The organism is Streptomyces sp. NPDC058877 (genome assembly GCF_042742855.1).
Taxonomy (GTDB): Bacteria; Actinomycetota; Actinomycetes; order Streptomycetales; family Streptomycetaceae; genus Streptomyces.
In genome coordinates this window covers 1-17665 of the sequence record NZ_JBHYMF010000145.1, presented here as the reverse complement: position 1 = coordinate 17665, position 17665 = coordinate 1, and the positions used below count along the sequence as shown (strand labels likewise).

The following is a 17665-nucleotide window of genomic DNA, read 5'->3' as shown; positions in this document are numbered from 1 at the left end:
ACCGCCGCCGCGAACGGAACGATCTTCGCCTCCGCGAGGGCACGCACCGACTCCCGGAGCATGTCGTGCTCCTCGGAAGGCCGGTACAGGTCGAAGTCCTTAGCCATGATGTGGAGCTCCCCTAGACGCTTGTGGCACTGAGTACCCTCAGCAAAACACACTCAGTGCCATGATGCCAGGGCGCCCCGACACCATTTGGTGTCGGGGCGCGGAGGGGACCGGACGGTTTGCTTCCTCAGTCGGAGGCTTCCGTGAAGTTTCCTTGGTCCCTACGGCGCAGGGTCGCGTCGTAATCGGCGCCGAGCGTCCGGGCGCGTCCCTCGGTGAGGTCGAGACCGGTCAGCAGTGCCGGAGTGCAGATGCTCGGCATGAAGTGCTGGAGCAGCACCGAGACGCGATGGAGCAGGTCGCTGCGGTCGCACAGGATCTGGGACATCGCCTGGACTCCGGAGAAGGCGCCGGAGAAGAGCTGGGCCGTGTCCGTCACGTTCACGTGGACGAGCAGTTCCCCGCGCGCCTTCGCGACCATCAGGATCTCCGAGACCTGATCGATCCAGGCCTGGAAGGGGGCCACCCGGTCGACCCCGGTGGCACCGCTGTCCAGCGCCAGGGCGACGCTGGCCCGTACCAGCGCGTCGCGCTGCAAGCGGTGGGCGAGCAGGAAGGCCTGGTCCGCGAGTTCCTGGAGCTTGATCGCCTGCGAAGCCAGGGGTACGTCGAGCATCTGCGCGTCGAGCACGCCCAGGGCGAGGTCCTCCTTGGAGGCGAAGTGGAAATACAACGCCCCTTTGGTCACCCCGGCGCGCACCAGGATTTCGCCGATGGTCGTGCGCTCGTACCCGCGCTCCGCGAAGACGGTGGCGGCCGACTCCAGGATCGCCCGCCGGGTCTTTATTGCACGCGCTTGCTGAGCCAAGGCGCCTCCTGCTGTGTCGCTGTCCGTGCTCACCGTGTGACGTGAAGCATTGAAAAGAAAACCGCGCTGTACGTATTCTAGGTCGGGCGGACAGGCCGCCCCAGGGGCGCGTGGACGCAAAGGGGATCCGTGGTGAAGAACTGTCCGGAAACGAGGACGCGCGTCCCCGGGGAGTTCGTCCATCGAGCGGACCCCGTGGACATCATTCCCACGGGTTGGACCCGATTGTCGGAGAGTCGGTTCTCCGTCTCCGCCCAGTTGCCTGCCGCACATCCCTTCTTCTCCCCGGTTGCGGGCGACCGCCACGACCCGGTGCTGGTGGCCGAGACGATACGTCAGGTGACCATGCTCGTCGCTCACGCCGAATTCGGGGTACCCGTCGAGGACCAGTTCGTCATGTACGGCCTCGGCTACTCGGTTGACGCCGAGGTCCTCGCCGTGAGCGGACTCTCCCCGAACGTCACCGTCGACGTCATCTGCTCCGACGTGGACGACCGGCGCGGCAGCCTCCGTGGCCTGCGCACCACCATGGTGTTCACCCGTGACGGCCGCCACCTCGCCACCGGGACCAGCATGACCCGCTGCACCTCGGCCTCCACCTACCGCAGGATCCGCGGCGAGCGCATGGCCGCACTGGGCCGTCCGGTTCCGCTGGTGCCGGGCGTCGACCCGCAGTTGGTCGGCCGCCGGCGCAGCGGGGACGTCGTCCTCGCCCCCGGCACCCGCCCCCGTCAGTGGCGGCTGAGGATCAACACCGGACACCCCACGCTCTTCCGCCGCCCGAACGACCACATACCGGGGATGCTGCTCCTCGAAGCGGCCCGGCAGGCGGCCGTGGCGACGCTCGGCGGCGAGGCCTTCCTGCCGACGGCCATGGACGTCTCCTTCTCCCGGTACGCCGAACTCGACAGTCCCTGCTGGATCGAAACCGAGGTCCTGGCCGGGGGAGATCCCCGGGCGGCCACCGTCAGGGTCACCGGGCTGCAGGACGGCCGCGCCGTCTTCCTTTCCACGATCACCTCCCCGACCCCGGACCTGGCGTTGGTCGGCGCAAGCCGCGACGACCGTCTGGCGGGTTGAACCGGACCAGGGTCATGGGACCTCGCGTCTTGATCACCGGCGCGACCGGATTCATCGGCGGTCGGGTGGCGGCGCTCGCGGCGCTCGCCCCGGAGCCGGCGCACGTGCGACTGTTCGCCCGCCGTCCGGTCGTTCCGCCGCCGGCACGCACCACGTCGGCCGGGGAAGGCGCGCGCGCGGTGGACCGCCCGACGGTCGAGGCCGTTCCCGGCGACCTCCGTGACGCCGAAGCGCTCCGTCGAGCCTGTGCCGGCATCGACGTGTTGGTCCACTGCGCCTCGGCGGTCGGCGCCGGGGAGGAAGTGTCCCGCGCGGTCAACGACGAGGGCACCCGGGCCCTGGTCGACACGGCCCTGGAGGCCGGGGCGACCCGGATCGTTGCCCTCAGCACCGCATCCGTCCACGGCCGCGGCCCCTTCCGTGCGGCGAGGCCCGGCAGCCTTCCGCTCGCCCCCGGATCGACGACCAGCCGTACCCGGGCGGCAGGAGAGCGGCACGTCGTGGACGCGGGCGGCACGGTACTGCGACCGCACCTGGTGTACGGCACCGGTGACCGGCAGGTGGTGCCGGGAATCGCCCGGCTCCTCGCCGCCCTGCCCGGACCGCTGGACGGCGGGTCCTCGCTGCACTCCATGATCGACGTCGGGGCACTGGCGCGCGCCTTGCTCGGCGCGGCCCTCGCACCGACGGTCCAGGCCGGTCCGCACTACGTCGGCCACCCCGAGCCGGTCCCGGTGACGGAACTGATCGCCGCAGTCGAGGAGCTCGTCGACGGTGCGGAGGAGCGGCCCCGGGACCGTGCGGTCGACATCGCCGGGGCCAGGGCGCTGCTCGCGGGCCTCCCCTTCGCGGGCCACCACCTCGACATGCTCGCCGTTGACCACTGGTTCGCCGACGAGCGGCCCTGGCAGGACTGGGGCTGCGACCCCGGTCCGGGTTTCGGGGCGGACTTCGCCGATCACCTGCCCTGGTACCGGAAGCTCCTCGGCGGCGCGTCCTGAGCCCTTCTCCGCCACGTGGCTCCCCCCCTTCGGGGCCGCCCGTCGCCCCGGCGGGCGCACGGCAACGGGACGGCGCCTCGGAGGGGAGCCGAGGTTCACCCCGTTGCCCCCTGTCGCTCAATTCGAAAAAAGCGACTGCTTGGTAATGTGCGAATTGTCGATGCACTTACCGTGCTTTCCGGCCGGGCCCTTCTCCTGGGTGCGCGGAGCAGGGCGGGCGCGCCGTGCCGCAGTGTCGATAAAAGGATTGGGCGAGAAGGGGAACGGAGTTCTTCCGGAAGTGAAGACGGCCATCGATAAACCGGGTGGCGGTACGGCGAGCGTCTTGCACCGCTGCTTCCGTGCGGGGCGAAAACCGTCCGTACGACCCGGGGTGTGATCCGCGCTCTTGCCGAAGGCTCCGCCGACCACCTTCCGCTCCCTTTCCGTCCGCAACTTCCGGCTCTTCGCGGCCGGGCAGCTGGTGTCCGTCGCGGGGACCTGGACGATGGTCGTCGCCCAGGACTGGCTCGTCCTCGGCATGACCGGCGACTCCGCCACGGCCCTGGGGATCGTCACCGCCCTCCAGTTCGCCCCGGTGCTGCTGCTCACCCTCTACGGAGGGCGCCTGGCCGACCTGTACGACAAGCGGATGCTCCTCACCCTCGCCAACCTGGCGGCGGGGGCCCTGGCCCTGACCCTGGCCGTGCTCGACCTGACGGGGACGGTACGGCTCTGGCACGTCTGGTTGCTCGCCCTCGGCGTCGGCATCGTCAACGCGGTCGAGGTCCCCACCCGGATGTCGTTCGTCGGCGAGTTGGTGGGCAACGAACTGCTGCCCAACGCCTCCTCGCTGAGCGCCGCCTACTTCAGCATCGCCCGAGTGGCCGGACCGGCCCTCGCCGGACTGCTCATCACCGCTTTCGGTACCGGTTGGGCCATCGCGCTGAACGGGGTGAGCTACCTCGCCACCGTCGCCGGACTGCGCATGGTGCGGCCGGAGGAGTACCGCGGGCGTGTCGTGGCGGACGGCGCCGCGGGGCGGGAGGAGGTGCGGGTGAGGGACGGACTGCGGTACACGGCCTCCCGCATCGACCTCACCCTGCCGATGCTGCTCGTCGCCGCGATCGGCCTCTTCGGCATGAACTTCCCGTTGACCCTGCCGCTGCTCGCCAAGACGGTGTTCCGCGCCGATGCTGCTTCCTTCGGCCTCCTCACCGCCTCCTTCGCGTCCGGCTCCCTCCTGGGGGCCATCGCGGGCACCCGGCGCAGCGGGCGTCCCGCCGCCCGGACCGTCATCGGCGCGGCCCTCGCCTTCGGGGTGCTGGAGGCGGCGGCCGGGTGGGCGCCGGGCTTCATCGGTGCGGCCTGTCTGCTCGGGCTCACCGGATTCGCCTCCGTCTACTTCTTGCAGGCCGCCAACCATCGCATCCAGCTCGGCAGCGACCCCCACTACCGGGGCCGGATCCTCGCCCTCTACACCGTGATCCTGCAGGGCACCACCCCGCTCGGAGCCCTGCTCGTCGGTCTGCTCACCGAACGGCTCGGTGCCCGCGCGGGCCTCTGGTCCGGCGGCCTCGTCTCCGTCGTGGCCGCCCTCGTCGCGTTCGTCTTCGAGCACCGGCGGACGCGTCGTCCCTCCGACCGTGAGGAGGCGTCCGAGGACGCCCGTGTTCGACTTCGCTCCGACACCGATCCCGACGAACGGCCGGTGCGCGGTGCCGCCCCCGGGGGACAGGAGGGGTGACCCGTCGCCCCGGGCCGCTGCGTCCGGTCACGGGCGGGTCCCCCCTCGGCGAGGGCGCCGGCCTCATCCTCGGGGGGCCGCCGCCCCGTACCGTGCGAGGAGCCGCTTCCGACGGGGCGGTTGGAGGTTCGCGCGGGTCACGTCCCCGTCGTAGTGGGCGAGGACCCGCGGGTCCATGACGCGCCGCCAGAGCGGGGGCACATATGCGAGGACGATCATTCCCGCGTACCCCGTGGGCATCTCGGGGGCCTCGTCGAAGTGGCGCAGCGATTGGTAGCGCCGGGTGGGATGGGCGTGGTGGTCGCTGTGCCGCTGGAGGTGGTAGAGGAAGACGTTCGAGGCGACGTTGTCGCTGTTCCAGCTGTGGCGCGGGGCGCAGCGCTCGTACCGGCCGCTCGGGGTGCGCTCCCGCTTGAGGCCGTAGTGCTCGGTGTAGTTGATGACTTCGAGCAGGCAGAAGCCGAAGACGGCCTGGGCGGTGAGGTAGGGCAGGACTCCGGGGCCGAAGGCGAGCGCGAGTGCCGTGAAGAGCACGAGCGACAGGGCCCAGGAGTTGAGGACCGTGTTGTGCGGGCTCCACACGGACCGTCCCCGGCGTCGGAGGCGTCGCTCCTCCAGGCGCCACGCCGAGGTGAGGCTACCGAGGACGGTCCTCGGCAGGAAGCGCCAGAAGCTTTCACCGAGCCGGGCGCTCGCAGGGTCCTCCGGGGTGGCGACGCGGATGTGGTGGCCGTGGTTGTGCTCGACGTAGAAGTGCCCGTACCAGGTCTGGGCGAGCGCGATCCTGGAGAGCCTGCGCTCCAGGGCCTCCGTCTTGTGCCCCAGCTCGTGGGCGGTGTTGATGGCGATGCCGGCGACTCCACCGAGGGTGAGGGTCAGTCCGATCCGGTCGACCGCGGAGAGGTCGCCCCGGGTGATGAGCCAGCAGCCGAGGACGAGACCGGAGTACTGGAGGGGCAGGTAGAGGAAGGTGCACCAGCGGTAGTAGCGGTCCTGTTCGAGGAGGGCGATCGCGCTGTCCGGCGGATTGGCGGAGTCCTTGCCGATGAGGTGGTCGACGATCGGGAAGATCGCGTACAGGACGAGGGGACCGGTCCACCAGAAGACGCCGAGGCCGGTAGTGGTCGTCAACCCCCAGGAAAGGAAGGGGAAGGCCGGGATGAGCAGACCGAGCAACCAGAGGTGGCGCTTGGGGTCGCGCCAGGCGGCGGGTGCTTCGGGAGCGCCGGCGGCTCGGGGCGCTTCCGGCGTGTCGGGGGAGTCGCTGGGCAGGGGCAAGACCGGCTCCTCACAGAGGTTGGACACTTTGCATGCCTTCTGTCCATTTGATAGACGTCTTTCCTGTTGATCGTCAATGCTTTGGACAGTGCCCCATGGATAAAGTGGGGGCACGATGACACGTTTCCGCGAGAGTGTTCGGTCCCTCCTGCGCGAGCAGGTGCTTGACGCCGCCTACCGCCTCGTCGCCGCCGAAGGGTGGGGCGGGCTGCGCATGGCCGCCGTCGCACGGGCCGCCGGCATCAGTCGACAGACGCTCTACAACGAGTTCGGCTCGAAGGACGCCATAGGCAATGCGCTGGTCCAGCGTGAGCTGGAGGGCTTCCTGCTCGGCATTCAGCGTGAACTCGACGCCCATCGGGGCGAGTTGGAGGCGGCAGCGGCCGCAGGCGTCGGCTACACGCTTCAGCAGGCCGTGGACAATCCGCTCATCAAGAGCGTCCTCCTTGCGGCACGGGGAGGTGAGGACGACCTCCTCGCCTACCTCACGACCCGCCCGGAACCGGTCTTCGGCACGGCGATGGCGATGCTCGACGCGTACGCGATCGAGGCCTGGCCCGATGTGGACGAGGAGTCCCGCGGGCTTGCCGTCGAGACGATCGTGCGACTCACCGTGAGCCACATCGTCCAGCCGGCCGCCGCGCCCGAGGAGTCGGCGCGGCGCATCGCCAGGATCACCGCGAGGATCGCGTACCCCGGTGGCGCTTGAGCGGCCCGGGCGGCTGAAGGGGTGGCTCGGCGCGGTCCGGGTGCCGAACCGGTCCTTCCCCGGCCGACCCGCCCCGCTCCCCGCGGTCGGCGAGGGTGCGGGGCGTCGTGCGGCTCGCGGGTGTTCGCCGTCCGTTCCCGGTGCCACCGGGAACAGGTGAGGTCCGCTGTCGGACACGGGGGATCTCCGACAGCGGACCTCTGTTGAACATTCTACGAGATGTTCGAAGGTGTTCCGCCCACGGGGCGTCGGTGGCGAAAGGGCGGGGCGGCGGGGTACACCTCACCTGAGGCGCGGGCGCGGCCGACGGCCGGCCGATCGGTGCCGGACGGGTCCGGCGCCCGAGGCCCGTTCCGTCGCGCCGCCGGTGATGAGGAGGTCGTGGTGGAAGGCAGGAGCAAGGGGTTCGTGCGGTCCTTCAACCGTCTCGGCGGGTACGGCTTCGTCGTCCCGGTGGGTTCCGAGGAGCAGGTCTACTTCAGCGCCGAGGACATCGAGGGCGAGGACCGCGTCCTCTCCGAGGGGCAGCAGGTCACCTTCGTCCTGGTCCTCGGCGAGGGCCGCTTCGAGGCGAAGGAACTGCGCGTCTGACGGGGGTCGGTGTGCGCCCGAGGCCCGGTGGTACTGTGCCGAAGCCAGTCGCACCTTTGTACGCACCTGAGCGGGTACGTGCACGGGTCAGGGAATCCGGTGCGAGACCGGAACTGACGCGCAGCGGTGAGGGCGACGGGCGGCGCATCGGCCACTGGGCAGCACGACGGGCCCGGGAAGGCGCTCCGTCCGGCTGACCCCGAGTCCGAAGACCTGCTGGCGGCCCCGGCGGCACGCAGCCGTCCGGGGAGCACCGTACGACAGGCTCCGCGTATGAGCCGTGGCCGCAGAGGAAGTTCCCGTGCCGCTCGCACCCCCCGTCCGCTCCGCCCTGCCCGCCCTCGCCGGCATCGTCCTCCTCGCCGCGACGGCCACCGCCTGCGGCGGCGGGTCCGCCGCCGCTCCGTCCGGTACGGGCACCTCGGAGCACGCCCGTCCGGTGGCCCTCGACGACAACTGCGGCCGACCGGTCCGCGTCGACCGGACGCCCCGGCGCGCCGTCGCCCTCGACCAGGGCGCAGCGGAGATCATGCTCTCCCTCGGCCTCGCCGACCGCATGGTGGGCACCGCGACCTGGACGGACCCGGTGTTGAAGGGCCTGGAACGGGAGAACGCGAAGGTTCCGCGACTCGCCGACCGCTACCCCTCCTTCGAGAAGGTCCTCGACGTCGAACCCGACTTCGCCGCCGCCTCCTTCGCGTACACCCTCGGCGAGGGCGGCGTCGCGACCCGCGAGCGGTTCGAGCAGTTCGGCATCCCCACCTACCTCTCGCCCACCGATTGCGTCGGCAAGGACAACAGCGGCGACGGCGACGGGGTCCGCACCCGCCCGCTCACCATGGAGACGGTCTACGACGAGATCCGGGACCTGGCAGAGGTCTTCGCGGTCCCGGAGCGGGGCGAGGCGCTCGTCGCCGAGCTCAAGGCCAGGGTGACCGGCGCCACGGCGGCGGCCGACTTCACCGATGCCACCGTCCTCTACTGGTACTCCGACGCGGAGGCACCCTACGCGGCGGGTTGCTGTGGGGCCCCCGGCATCGTCACGAACGCGCTCGGCGCGAAGAACGTCTTCGACGACACCCGCGAGGAGTGGCCCCAGGTCAACTGGGAGACCGTCGCGGACCGTGACCCCGACGTCCTCGTGATCGGCGATCTGACCCGCCGGGCACAGTCGGCCGAGAGCGCCGCCAAGAAGATCGAATTCCTGGAGTCCGACCCCGTCACCCGGAACATGACGGCGGTGAAGAACAAGCGGTACGTCCTGCTCAGCGGTCAGGCGCTCAATCCCACCCTCCGCACGGTCGAGGGCATCGAGAAGGTGGCGGCTGCGCTCCGCTCGTACGGTCTCGCCGGGTGACCGCGCACCCCCGGAGCGAGGTCGCCGACGCTCCCGGTCGAGCCTTCGGAGCCCCCGGCGGGGCGAGCGGAGACGCTCCGCCATCAGCCCGGACCGGGCCCGGGGCGCTGTTGTGGATGGTGCTCGGGTCCGCCCTGCTGACCCTGTCGGTGGCCGTGGCCATCACCATCGGGCCGGCGGACATCGGAGTCGGCGAGGTCGGGTCCGTGGTGACCGCACACCTCACCGGCGGTACCTCGACGCTCTCACCGATCCGCGACGGGATCGTCTGGGACCTGCGGTTGCCCCGCACCCTCCTCGCCGCCGTCTGCGGAGCCGGACTCGCCGTCTGCGGAGCGGTGATGCAGTCACTCCTGCGGAACCCGCTCGCCGACCCCTTCGTCCTCGGCGTCTCCTCCGGAGCCTCGACCGGCGCGGTCGCGGTCGTCGTCCTCGGCGTCGGCGGGGGCCTCCTCTCCGTCACCGGTGGCGCCTTCCTCGGCGCCGTGGTCTCCTTCGCGCTCGTCCTCCTCCTCAGCCACACCCTCGGCGGCTCGACGGACCGGGTGCTCCTCGCCGGTGTCGCCGCGATGCAGCTCTTCTCCGCCCTCACCTCCTTCGTCGTCATGACCGCTGCCGACGCCGAGACCACCCGGGGAGTGCTCTTCTGGTTGCTCGGCTCGCTCGCGGGCTCCGGCTGGACCGAGGTGGGGACGTGCCTCGCCGTCCTCGCCGCGGCCCTGCTCGTCTGCGGCGGGTACGCAAGGACCCTGGACGCCTTCGCCTTCGGAGAGGAGGCCGCCGCCTCCCTCGGCGTCGCCGTCGTGCGGACCCGGCTCGTCCTGCTGTGCGTCACCGCCCTCCTGACGGCCGCCCTGGTCTCCGCCGCAGGTGCGATCGGCTTCGTCGGCCTCGTCCTGCCGCACGCGGCCCGTGCGTTCGCGGGGCCCGGACACGCCCGTCTCCTGCCGATCACGGCCCTGGCCGGGGCGGTCTTCCTGGTCTGGGCCGACACGCTCGCCCGCACGGTGCTCGATCCACAGGAGGTGCCGGTGGGCGTGCTCACCTCGCTGATCGGCGTGCCGGCCTTCGTCCTCGTCCTGTACCGCACCAGGAGCACCCGATGACCGAAACCGCGGGCGGGCGGGCGAGCGCCGGCACCGGACTCGGCGCCGATCGGGTTTCGCGCAGGGCCGGCGACGTCCTCGTCCTCGACGGGGTCAGCGTCCGGCTCGTCCCGGGGACCGTCACCGGGCTGCTCGGACCGAATGGATCGGGCAAGTCCACGCTGCTGCGCCTCCTCTCCGGCGTCCTCGCCCCCGACTCCGGGACCGTCACGCTCGACGGGGAGCCGCTGGGCGGGCTCGGTCGCCGCACGGTCGCCCGGCGCCTCGCCGCGGTCGAGCAGCAGGCCGACACCCGGACCGATCTGACCGTCGTCGACGTCGTCCGCCTCGGTCGCGTGCCGCACCGCCGGGCCTGGGCCCCGGCCTCGGCCGCCGACGAGGCGGCGGTCCGCACCGCCCTCGAACGCACCGGGCTCGCGGACCGTGCGCGGCAGCCCTGGCGCACCCTCTCCGGCGGCGAACGCCAGCGCGTCCAGATCGCCCGTGCCCTCGCCCAGGAGCCGCGCGAACTCCTCCTCGACGAACCCACCAACCACCTCGACGTCCAACACCAGCTGGACCTCCTCGCCCTCGTCGCCGGCCTCGGCCTCACCGCCGTCGTCGCCCTGCACGACCTCAACCTCGCGGCGATGTACTGCGATCGGCTCGTGGTCCTCGCCCGGGGGCGGGTGGTGGCGAGCGGGGCGCCGGAGGAGGTGCTCACCGAGAAGCTCATCGCCGAGGTCTACCGCGTCCGCAGCGTCGTGACCCGACCGGGGCCCGACGGGCGCCCCCACATCCGCTTCCTGGGTACGGTGGGCCCATGTCCAGGTCCGAACCCGAATCCGTAGCGCCCGATTCCGCCCCCGCTGCCCGGCCCCACCAGCGGACTCCGGGAGCACGTGAACTCGCTTCAGCGGCCGAGGTGTTCGGTCTCCTCTCCGACCCCACCCGGCTCCACCTGGTATGGCTGCTCACCCGGGGCGAATCCGATGTCAGCGCCCTCACCGAGGCGTGCGGGGCCGCGAGGCCCGCGGTCAGCCAACACCTCGCCAAACTCCGCCTCGGCGGACTGGTCCAGTCCCGGAAGGACGGCCGCCGGGTCGTGTACGTGATGCCCGACGGACATCTGAAGCGTCTGGTCGTCGAGGCGATCAACCGTGCCGACCACCAGGTGACGGGGGAGCCCTGGCACGACTGACGCTCCTTTCCGGGCCCGAGGACATCGACATGTGCGCAATCGTGCACGCGTCGGCTACGGTGGAGCCACCAGTCGTTCGCCATGGCCGACCGGGGGCACCCCCATGCTGTCCGTCCTGCGCAACCGCACCTACCGACGCCTCTTCGGCGCCCAGGTCGTCGCCCTCGCGGGCACCGGCCTGGCCACCGTCGCACTGAGCCTCCTCGCCTACGACCTGGCCGGGGCGGACGCCGCCGTCGTGCTCGGCACCGCGCTCGCCATCAAGATGGCCGCCTCCGTGGGGATCGCCCCGCTCGCCGGCGCCCTCGCCGTACGCGTGCCCCGCCGCGCCCTGCTCGTCTCGATGGACCTGGCGCGGGCGACGGTCGTGCTGGCGCTCCCCTTCGTCACCCGGGTCTGGCAGGCGTACGTCCTGATCCTGCTGCTCCAGGCCGCCTCCGCCGTCTTCACCCCGACCTTCCAGGCGACGATCCCCCAGGTGCTGCCCGAAGAGCGCGACTACACCGAGGCGCTCTCCCTCTCCCGACTCGCCTACGACCTGGAGAACCTGGCGAGCCCGGTGCTCGCCGCCGCCCTGCTCGCCCTGGCCCCGTACGGCTGGCTCTTCACCGGCACCGCCGCCGGGTTCCTCGTCTCTGCCCTCCTCGTCCGGACGACCCGCCTGCCCGCACCCGGGCACGCACCGGGCGGACGGTCCGACGCGGAACGGGACGTCGACCCGGGAACGGAGCCCGGAGCCGGACCACGCGTCGGAGCCGGACCACGCGTCGGAGCCGGACCACGCGTCGGAGCCGGACCACGCGTCGGAGTCGCGGGGCGCGACCGGTACGCCCGCGTGGCCTTCGGCATGCGACTGTTCCTCGCCACCCCGCGCCTGAGGGCCCTGCTCGCGCTCGACCTGGCCGTCGCGGCGGCCGGGGCCGTGGTCCTGGTCGACACCGTGCTCCTCGTCCGCGACGTCCTGGGGCGCGGCTCCGGGGACGTACCGCTCGCGCTCGGTGCGTACGGTGCGGGATCCATGGCCGTGGCCCTGCTGCTGCCCCGCGTCCTGAGCCGGCGGGACGACCGGGGGCTCATGCTGCGGGCCGCCTTCGTCCTGCCCGGCGCCCTCGCCCTCCTCGCCCTCGGTCTCTCCGTCGCGCCCGGCACCTGGTCCTGGCCCGCCCTCCTCGCCCTCTGGCTGGTCCTCGGCGCGGCCGGTTCGGCGGTGTTCACCCCCGGTGGCCGGGTGCTGCGCCGCTCCGCCCGGAGCGATGACCTGCCGGCCGCCTTCGCCGCCCGGTTCTCCCTCTCGCACGCCTGCTGGCTGCTCGCCTACCCCTTGGCCGGAGTGCTTGCCGCACGGGTCGCTCCCGCGGTCTCGGCGGTCGTGCTCGCGGGGTTCGCCCTCCTCGGGGCGGTGGCCGCAGTGCGCCTCTGGCCCCGGGACGACCCGGCCGCGCTGGAGCACGACCACCCCGAACTTCCTGCCGGACACCCGCACGTGGCGGGAGGGGGCGCTTCCCACGTGCACGCGTTCCACATCGACGACCTGCACCGGCGATGGCCGCCGCCACCAGGACGGGCGAAGGCGGCCGCCCGTGCCGCGATGCGGGCGTCGAGCCCCGGACGCTGAACGCCGCTCCACCGCCCGCACGGCGGAGTCCGGGAAGGCGACGGGGCGGTTCGGTTCCCCGCCCCGGCGCGCCCGGTGGTGGACTCCTCTGGTGCCCGCCGCCTCCGTCGGGCGGACGCGGCGGGGCGCGGGCAGGGTGCGGTGCCGGCGGCTACGGCGCCTGGAAGCCGGCGTCCTGGAGGAGCTCCTGCGCCGCGGGCGAGGACAGCCAGGTCACGAACGCCGCTGCGGCTTCGGCGTTCTTCGACTCCTTGAGGGTGGCGGCCGGGTAGGAGGCGACGGCGTTCTGGGCGTCCGGGATCTCGACCGCGTCGACCTTGTCCCCGGCGCTCGCGACGTCGGTCTCGTAGACGAGCCCGGCATCGGCCTCGCCGAGCTCGACCTTGCTGAGCACCGCGCGGACGTTCGGCTCCTGGGAGACCGGCCGCACGGCGATCATTTGGGCGTCGAGGACCTTCCGGCTGTACTTTCCGGCCGGAACCCCGGGGGCGGCGAGCACGACCTTGAGCCCGGGATCCGCGAGGTCCTTGAGCCCGTCGACCCCGAAGGGGTTCCCTTCGGCGGTGGCGATGACCAGCCGGTTCTTCGCGATGACGGTCGGAGTGCCGGTGTCCGCCCGCACCTTGTCCATGCTCCTGGTGTCCGCGGTGACCAGGGCGTCGGCGGGGGAGCCCTGGGCGACCTGGGCGACGAGCTCCTGGGAGCCGGCGAAGGAGAAGGTGACCGTCGTCCCGGGGTGGCCCTCCTCGTACGCGGCCCCGGCCGTCTTGAACGCGTCCGTCAGCGAGGCGGCTGCGAGCACCGTCAGCCGGACGGAGGGTGCCCCGGAGCCCTTCGGTGCGTCCCCTCGTGCGTCGCTCCCGCAGGCGGCGAGCGGAGTGAGCAGGGATACGGCGAGAGCGGCCGTGGCGACACGACGTGTGGTCAGTGGCATGTGCGACACGTTAGGCAGCGAAGGCTCGCATCTGCAACAAGTCTGTGGGAGTCTCCATAGCTGATGAGAGGTGGATAGGAGGAAGGGATGAAGGGGGGTGCCTGCTGGAAGCCCCGAGACCTTCCGAGCCCCTGCCCGCTCTCGGGACGTCCCTCGTCCTCCGCATCACCCCGGGCCGTGCCCCTCCCACCCGCTCCCACGACCGTCATGCCCCTCGGTCGCCGTTTCCGCCACGCGTCCGAGCGCCCCGGTGCACGTGCCCGCCGGTGCTCAGCGGGACCCGAAGGCCTGTGTCCAGTACGGGCCGCCGGCGGTGTGCAGACCTACGCCGATCTCCTTGAAACCGCAGTTCAGGATGTTCGCCCGGTGACCGGGGCTGTTCATCCAGGCGTCCATCACCTGCGCCGCGGTGGTCTGCCCCTTCGCGATGTTCTCGCCGTACGACGACCACGCGTATCCGGCAGCGGTGATCCGCTCGCCGGGCCCGTCGCCGTCCGGGTTGGTGTGGTCGAAGAAGTTCCGCGCGGCCATGTCGTCGGAATGTCCCTGGGCCGCCTTTGTCAGCAGGGCGTTCTCGCTCAGCGGCCCGCAACCCGCCTTGGAACGCTCCGCATTGACCAGGCTGATCACCTGCTGCTCCGCGGAACCGGAGCCGGAACCGCCGCCGGAGCCGGATCCCGTGCGTGTGGCAGTGGGGGCAGCGGTCGACGGCGAGGGCGTCCGCGTTGCCCGCGGAGAGCGGGACGGTGTCGGAGGGGAGGTGCGCGGGGCCGTCGACGCGGTGTGGGAGGGACGGGGGGTCTTGCTCGGGGTCGGCGATGCGGAACGCGAGGGAGTGGCGGAGGCGGACGGCGTGGTCGTGACCGTGGTGGGGGCCTGCACCGTGGGCAGCCCGACGCCGTCGGTCGCCGCGAGCGTTCCCTCCCGGGACTCCTTGCCCTCGTCGGGGCCGGTGGTCAGCACGAAGGCCCCTCCGGTGACCGCCACCACGGCGATGCCCGCCGCGAGGACGGCACGCCTGCGGTCGCGCCGCCGCTGCCGCCGGCGGCGACGGGCCGTGCGGGCGCTCCGGGCGCCGTGCCCGAGTGTCGGGGCGGCGGCCGTCGTGGCGGCGGCGAGGGGTGCGGTGTCTGCGGCGGCCCCGGTGGCCGCTCCCTCGAAGCCCGCCCGCTCGCGTATGCCCGTGAGGAGCATCGCGGCGGGCGGCACCAGCAGCAGCCCGGCGAGCAGCCCCTCCGCCGGGACGAGCCCGCTCCACAGCCCCGCGCAGTGCGCACAGCTCCGGGCGTGCCGTGCGATGCGCTTGCGCCACAGGGCCGAGGGCCGGCCGTCCCAGGCGCCCGTCTCGTACTGCAGGGTCGGACAGGGCGGGTTCTGTGCCAGGGCGCGCACGACCACGCGTGCGGCCTCCAGGCGGTCCTTCATCCGCTGGATCCGCACCGCCGTGTGCTGCGGCGACAGTTGGAGGGCGGAGGCCACCTCGTGACGGGTCAGTTCGCCGGCGCACTCCAGCCACCAGAGGGAGAGCAGGTCACGGTCGTCCGGCTCCATCCAGCGCGCCGCCTCGGCGGTCTCCCGACGCTGTCCGGACAGGTTCAGTCGGACCACGGTCAGCTCCACGAAATCGGCCCCCGGCTGCGCGAGACCGCGGGCGTCGTCGAGGTCGCCCGTCGGTATCCCGGCCTGCTGCTGCCGGTGCCAGTGGCTGCGCACGCCGTTCATGGTGATCGCCACCAGCCAGGACCTGAAGCTGTCCGGGGAACGCAGACCGCCGAGCCCGGCGAGCGCCCGCAGCATCGTCTCCTGCACGACGTCGTCGACGTCGTGGTGACCGTTCAGCGCCCGGCCCACGATGTTGTAGACCAGGGGCAGGTGCAGCTCGACGAGCCGGTCCTGGGCCCGAGGGTCTCCGCCCTGTGCCGCCCTGACCAGTTCCGTGACGTGCTGTGCGCCCATGCTCCCCATCACCCTGTCTGCTCCCGCCGTCGTCGATGGCCAACGGATGGGAGAGCACGGGGCGGCGGGTCCGATAACAGAAAGCCGCGGACGAATTCCAAGAACCTCGTCCTCGTCGTAGGGGAGGCCGGGGCACACCCAGGGGCTCCGTGGCTTCTGCCGGTACGGCTGCTCGTCAGGACGGGGCAAGACCGTGCGTCAGGCGGCGCGATGGGCGTGCGGCAGTACGACGAGATCGGCGAGGCGTTCGAGAACCCGCCCTTCGAGCCGTTGCGCCGCCGCGCCTGACGCGATGCCCCCTCCGGGACGGGACCGGTGCGCTGCCCCGGCCCGTTCATCCGCGCGGACCCGCTCGGATGCCCTCCCGACCGGCAGCGGGCAGGCTGGTTCCCGGGCCGTGCGCGCGGTCGAGCGGGGAGAGCGGAGAGGAGAGGGACCCATGGGCAGGCGGCGCGGGACGGGCCCCCGGGTGAGCGCGGACGTGCGGTTCCTCGCACGGCTCGCGGTGCTCGCGGTCGTCGCTTCGGTGATCGTGATCCTGCTGCCGCTGGGGAACGGCGGACTGGAAGTGGTCGGTGCCGGGTTCCTCGGCCTGGTGCTCTGCGCCGTCGGCACCTGGTGGTTCGTGGCGCGCCGCGGCTCGGTGCGCCTGCTCGGTGTGCTCCTCGCGGTCGGCGCGCCCGTCGCGGTCCTGGTGCTGCTCGCGCACGACGGCCGCTGGGTGACGGCCCTGGTCCTGGGGCTGTGCTGGGGCGCGGCCTTGGCCTTCGCCCGTGAGGCGCTGCGGAGATCGCGCCCCGAACGACCGGTACCGGCGGTGTCGGCCGTCCGCGCGGAACGACCGGTCCTGATCATGAACCCGAAGTCGGGGGACGGGAAGGTCGCCCGCTTCGGCCTGGTCGAGCGGGCGGAGGAGCTCGGTGCACGAGTGGTCCTCCTCGACCCGTCGGCCCCGACCGACATCGCCGCACTGGCCCGGCAAGCCGTCGCCGAGGGCGCGGACCTGCTCGGCGTCGCGGGCGGCGACGGCACCCAGGCCCTGGTCGCGGCGGTCGCCGCCGAGCACGACCTGCCCTTCCTCGTGGTGTCGGCGGGCACCCGCAACCACTTCGCCCTGGACCTGGGACTCGACCGCGCCGACCCGGCCCGTTGTCTGGAGGCGCTGGTCGACGGGGAGGAGCTCCGGGTCGACCTCGGCGACGTCGCGGGCCGGGCCTTCGTCAACACCGTGTCCTTCGGGGTGTACGCCGACGTCGTCCAACGCCCCGAGTACCGCGACGACAAGACGGGCACGATCCTGAAGGTCATGCCGGACCTCCTGCTCGGCGAGGGCGTGCGACGGCTCGATGCGCGCGTCGACGGCACGGCCCTCTCGTCCCAGCAGGCGGTGCTGGTCAGCAACAACCCGTACGTCTCGCCCGACGAGCTCAGTGGAAGCGGTCGCCGGCCCCGTCTCGACGACGGTGAACTGGGCGTGCTCGCGATCCGGGTCGAGGACGCGACCCAAGCCGCCGACCTCGCCGTACGGGGTTCGCAGTCCACCGGGCTCACCGTCATGGCCGCCCAGCGGGTCGAGGTGACGTCCGACGCGGACGAGATCCCCGTGGCGGTCGACGGCGAGGCACTGCGGATGCCCACCCCCGTCGTGTGCACGCTGCGCCCGGGCGTCCTGAGGGTCCAGGTGCCCCGTGACCGCCCGGGTGCTGCGCCACCGGTGCCCCCCGTGAAATGGCGTCGGATCCTCGACCTCGCGTTCGGGACCGGGGCGGCGGCGCCCTGAGGGGACGAAGCGCCTCGCCCCGAGCACGGCGAAGAGCCTCCGAGCACCGCACGGGGAAGGGGCCCCGTCCGGTCGCGGCCCTGAGGGGGGACTTCGGGTGCGACCCGGTGACCCGACGCACCGTAGGTCGTTGGCAAGCCATGAAGAAGATCATTTCCATCGCTGCCCTCGCCCTCACGGGCCTTGCGCTCGCCTCACCGGCCCATGCCGACGACGACGCCAACTTCGGAAGCGGCGTCAACGCCGCGAACAACTGGAACTTCAGCGCCGCCGCCGTCTGCCTCCAGGAACTGGCGGTCGTCCCCGTGGGCGGGGCGTGGACGGGCGACACCGTCAACCACTGCGCCGACGGAAACGTCCTCGACCACGGCACCGGCTGATCGGCGGGCCCGGACCACCGCCCTTCCGCGGCCCGCACGTCGGGGCGGGCCGCGGA

The 17665-nt window shown here is 72.4% G+C and carries 16 protein-coding genes and 1 riboswitch; of the genes, 12 read left to right on the top strand and 4 right to left on the bottom strand.

All coding sequences use genetic code 11. The features are described from left to right. Positions 1-235: 235 nt before the first annotated feature. The gene (locus ACFW2Y_RS26715; protein WP_384884221.1) at positions 236-916 is read right to left on the bottom strand and encodes a ScbR family autoregulator-binding transcription factor; all 681 of its coding nucleotides are present in this window, start codon (positions 914-916) and stop codon (positions 236-238) included. Between the two features lie 129 nt (positions 917-1045). Between ACFW2Y_RS26715 and ACFW2Y_RS26710 the strand changes: the two genes are divergently transcribed. From ACFW2Y_RS26710 to ACFW2Y_RS26700, 3 genes are all read left to right on the top strand, one after another. Continuing rightward, positions 1046-1996, top strand: coding sequence for a ScbA/BarX family gamma-butyrolactone biosynthesis protein (locus ACFW2Y_RS26710; RefSeq protein ID WP_384884218.1), 951 nt, complete (start codon positions 1046-1048; stop codon positions 1994-1996). 14 nt (positions 1997-2010) lie between these two features. Continuing rightward, complete coding sequence (locus ACFW2Y_RS26705) at positions 2011-2997, top strand: NAD-dependent epimerase/dehydratase family protein (protein ID WP_384884215.1); 987 nt, start codon at positions 2011-2013, stop codon at positions 2995-2997. A gap of 388 nt (positions 2998-3385) precedes the next feature. Beyond that, positions 3386-4723 carry an MFS transporter gene (locus tag ACFW2Y_RS26700; protein WP_384884212.1) on the top strand — a complete coding sequence of 446 codons (1338 nt, stop codon included), beginning with the start codon at positions 3386-3388 and terminating at the stop codon, positions 4721-4723. 63 nt (positions 4724-4786) lie between these two features. Here the strand turns inward: ACFW2Y_RS26700 and ACFW2Y_RS26695 are convergent, their stop codons facing one another. Further along, positions 4787-6001 carry an alkane 1-monooxygenase gene (locus ACFW2Y_RS26695; protein ID WP_384884209.1) on the bottom strand — a complete coding sequence of 405 codons (1215 nt, stop codon included), beginning with the start codon at positions 5999-6001 and terminating at the stop codon, positions 4787-4789. Positions 6002-6116: 115 nt separating this feature from the next. Between ACFW2Y_RS26695 and ACFW2Y_RS26690 the strand changes: the two genes are divergently transcribed. The 7 genes from ACFW2Y_RS26690 to ACFW2Y_RS26660 all read left to right on the top strand — a co-directional run bounded on the left by ACFW2Y_RS26690 (position 6117) and on the right by ACFW2Y_RS26660 (position 12559). Continuing rightward, positions 6117-6710, top strand: a complete 594-nt coding sequence (locus ACFW2Y_RS26690) for a TetR family transcriptional regulator (RefSeq protein WP_384884206.1) — start codon at positions 6117-6119, stop codon at positions 6708-6710. Positions 6711-7091: 381 nt separating this feature from the next. Beyond that, complete coding sequence (locus ACFW2Y_RS26685) at positions 7092-7301, top strand: cold-shock protein (RefSeq protein WP_384884203.1); 210 nt, start codon at positions 7092-7094, stop codon at positions 7299-7301. A gap of 55 nt (positions 7302-7356) precedes the next feature. Continuing rightward, positions 7357-7537: riboswitch (cobalamin riboswitch) on the top strand. Positions 7538-7602: 65 nt separating this feature from the next. Beyond that, entirely contained in the window at positions 7603-8658 is a 1056-nt protein-coding gene (locus ACFW2Y_RS26680; RefSeq protein ID WP_384884200.1) for an ABC transporter substrate-binding protein, read from the top strand. 116 nt (positions 8659-8774) lie between these two features. Continuing rightward, positions 8775-9764 (top strand): FecCD family ABC transporter permease, encoded by a 990-nt coding sequence (locus tag ACFW2Y_RS26675; RefSeq protein ID WP_384884224.1) that lies wholly within the window; start codon positions 8775-8777, stop codon positions 9762-9764. Then, entirely contained in the window at positions 9761-10594 is an 834-nt protein-coding gene (locus tag ACFW2Y_RS26670) for an ABC transporter ATP-binding protein (protein ID WP_384884197.1), read from the top strand. Before ACFW2Y_RS26675 ends, ACFW2Y_RS26670 begins: the two co-directional genes overlap by 4 nt. Beyond that, positions 10567-10944 (top strand): ArsR/SmtB family transcription factor, encoded by a 378-nt coding sequence (locus ACFW2Y_RS26665; protein WP_384884194.1) that lies wholly within the window; start codon positions 10567-10569, stop codon positions 10942-10944. The genes ACFW2Y_RS26670 and ACFW2Y_RS26665 overlap by 28 nt, the downstream gene beginning before the upstream one ends. A gap of 103 nt (positions 10945-11047) precedes the next feature. Beyond that, a complete protein-coding gene (locus ACFW2Y_RS26660) occupies positions 11048-12559 on the top strand; it encodes an MFS transporter (protein WP_384884191.1) in 1512 nt (503 codons plus the stop codon). 151 nt (positions 12560-12710) lie between these two features. Here ACFW2Y_RS26660 and modA read toward each other — a convergent pair whose 3' ends face one another. Together modA and ACFW2Y_RS26650 are read right to left on the bottom strand one after the other, a co-directional pair. After that, positions 12711-13493 (bottom strand): molybdate ABC transporter substrate-binding protein, encoded by a 783-nt coding sequence (modA, locus tag ACFW2Y_RS26655; RefSeq protein ID WP_384884188.1) that lies wholly within the window; start codon positions 13491-13493, stop codon positions 12711-12713. A gap of 270 nt (positions 13494-13763) precedes the next feature. Further along, positions 13764-15449 carry a sigma-70 family RNA polymerase sigma factor gene (locus tag ACFW2Y_RS26650; RefSeq protein WP_384884185.1) on the bottom strand — a complete coding sequence of 562 codons (1686 nt, stop codon included), beginning with the start codon at positions 15447-15449 and terminating at the stop codon, positions 13764-13766. Positions 15450-15888: 439 nt separating this feature from the next. On the opposite strand from ACFW2Y_RS26650, the gene ACFW2Y_RS26645 reads away from it, so the two are divergent. Together ACFW2Y_RS26645 and ACFW2Y_RS26640 are read left to right on the top strand one after the other, a co-directional pair. Then, positions 15889-17229, top strand: a complete 1341-nt coding sequence (locus ACFW2Y_RS26645; protein WP_384884183.1) for a diacylglycerol/lipid kinase family protein — start codon at positions 15889-15891, stop codon at positions 17227-17229. A gap of 140 nt (positions 17230-17369) precedes the next feature. Next, a complete protein-coding gene (locus ACFW2Y_RS26640; RefSeq protein ID WP_384884180.1) occupies positions 17370-17609 on the top strand; it encodes a hypothetical protein in 240 nt (79 codons plus the stop codon). Positions 17610-17665: the final 56 nt, after the last annotated feature.

What these genes read in the sequence shown, in the direction of transcription:
- ACFW2Y_RS26645 (WP_384884183.1), top strand. Translation starts at nt 15,889, where the DNA reads ATGGGCAGGCGGCGCGGGACGGGCCCCCGGGTGAGCGCGGACGTGCGG.
- ACFW2Y_RS26670 (WP_384884197.1), top strand. Translation starts at nt 9,761, where the DNA reads ATGACCGAAACCGCGGGCGGGCGGGCGAGCGCCGGCACCGGACTCGGC.
- ACFW2Y_RS26690 (WP_384884206.1), top strand. Translation starts at nt 6,117, where the DNA reads ATGACACGTTTCCGCGAGAGTGTTCGGTCCCTCCTGCGCGAGCAGGTG.
- ACFW2Y_RS26650 (WP_384884185.1), bottom strand. Translation starts at nt 15,449, where the DNA reads ATGGGCGCACAGCACGTCACGGAACTGGTCAGGGCGGCACAGGGCGGA.
- ACFW2Y_RS26660 (WP_384884191.1), top strand. Translation starts at nt 11,048, where the DNA reads ATGCTGTCCGTCCTGCGCAACCGCACCTACCGACGCCTCTTCGGCGCC.
- ACFW2Y_RS26665 (WP_384884194.1), top strand. Translation starts at nt 10,567, where the DNA reads ATGTCCAGGTCCGAACCCGAATCCGTAGCGCCCGATTCCGCCCCCGCT.
- ACFW2Y_RS26675 (WP_384884224.1), top strand. Translation starts at nt 8,775, where the DNA reads ATGGTGCTCGGGTCCGCCCTGCTGACCCTGTCGGTGGCCGTGGCCATC.
- ACFW2Y_RS26640 (WP_384884180.1), top strand. Translation starts at nt 17,370, where the DNA reads ATGAAGAAGATCATTTCCATCGCTGCCCTCGCCCTCACGGGCCTTGCG.
- ACFW2Y_RS26705 (WP_384884215.1), top strand. Translation starts at nt 2,011, where the DNA reads ATGGGACCTCGCGTCTTGATCACCGGCGCGACCGGATTCATCGGCGGT.
- modA (WP_384884188.1), bottom strand. Translation starts at nt 13,493, where the DNA reads ATGCCACTGACCACACGTCGTGTCGCCACGGCCGCTCTCGCCGTATCC.